The sequence below is a fragment of the Spiroplasma endosymbiont of Lariophagus distinguendus genome (assembly GCF_023846195.1).
GTDB lineage: Bacteria > Bacillota_I > Bacilli_A > Mycoplasmatales > VBWQ01 > Spiroplasma_E.
Genome location: NZ_JALMUW010000115.1, coordinates 1 through 1462, shown reverse-complemented (window position 1 = coordinate 1462; position 1462 = coordinate 1). Strand labels below are relative to the sequence as shown.

Sequence of the window (1462 nt, the reverse complement as noted above, 5' to 3'; positions counted from 1 at the left end):
TTTAATAATTGATTAGCGAAATATTTGGTCAATAACTCCACCACCAAGACAAATATCACCATCATAAAAAACAGCGGTTTGACCGGGCGTAATAGCGCGTATCTTTTCTGAAAATTCAACCTTAATTTCATCATTATTAATAAAATTAATAATAAAATTAATAATAACAGCAATATCAGATTGACGATAGCGAAATTTTGCATTACATTTTAAAGAGTTTTTTAATGTACTATTATTAATTCAATTCAATGATTTAACAGTACAACTGCTATTCATTAGTCATTTATTTTCATTATCATTAGCAACATAAAGGATATTATTAGTAACATCTTTTTCAACAACAAAATATGGAACTTTCATTCCTGAAAGATTAATACCTTTTCTTTGACCAAGTGTATAGTAGTAAACACCATTGTGATTACCAATAGTAGTTTTGGTATTAATATCAACAATTTTGCCAGGATTAGCTGGTAAATAATTTGTTAAAAATGTTTGAAAATTACGATTACCAATAAAACATATGCCAGTAGAATCTTTTTTTGTTGCTGTTGGTAAATTATATTTTTTTGCTAATTCCCTAACTTCAGTTTTAGTTTTATTACCTAAAGGAAATAAACTATATTTTAATTGTTTTTGTGTTAATTGACATAAAAAATAACTTTGATCTTTATTATCATCAATTCCTTTTAATAACTGATATTGTTTAGTAATTGGATTGTAGTTAATTCGTGCATAGTGCCCCATTGCAATATAATCTGCTTTTAAATTTTTTTGTGCATATTTTAAAAAAGCATCGAATTTAATATATTTGTTACATAGAATATCGGGATTAGGAGTACGACTTTTTTTAAATTCTTCAAGAAAATAAGTAAAAACATTATCTCAATATTCCTTAACAAAATCAATTCTTTCTAATTTAATATTTAATTTTTGGCAAACAGCTAAAGCATCAAGATAATCTTGTTCTTGTGGACAAATATCTTGATTATTGTTACCTTGTAAATCATTATTTAAAAGTGAATCTCAATTACGCATAAAAAGACCAATAACTTCATGGCCTTCTGCTTGTAAAAGTGCTGCTGTTACTGATGAATCAACACCACCACTCATACCAACAACAATGCGTTTTTTTTCTGTCATTTTTTACTCCTTAATACTTTTCATAAATGCTTAATAATTGTAACAAATATATAATAAATACCCAAATAAATATTTTTAAATTATTGAATTTATATATTGATTATTAAGTGATAATCCTTTATACTAATGTTAAAACACATAAAAGCAATTTAACAAAATATGGTTTATAACCACTTTTGTAAAGTTTGTTACTAATGTGTTTTTTATGTTTTAATAAAGAAATAGAGAGAAGAGAAAAAATGCCACAAGAAGAAGAGTTATTAATAAATAATGATATAGATACCAATATAGAAGCAAATACTATTAATAATAGTTGAAGTAG

General features: G+C 25.0%; 1 protein-coding gene. It reads right to left on the bottom strand.

Annotated elements, in window-relative coordinates; genetic code table 4:
- Positions 1 to 12: 12 nt before the first annotated feature.
- Positions 13 to 1140, bottom strand: coding sequence for a tRNA 2-thiouridine(34) synthase MnmA (gene mnmA, locus M0D11_RS05945; RefSeq protein WP_252320978.1), 1128 nt, complete (start codon positions 1138 to 1140; stop codon positions 13 to 15).
- Positions 1141 to 1462: the final 322 nt, after the last annotated feature.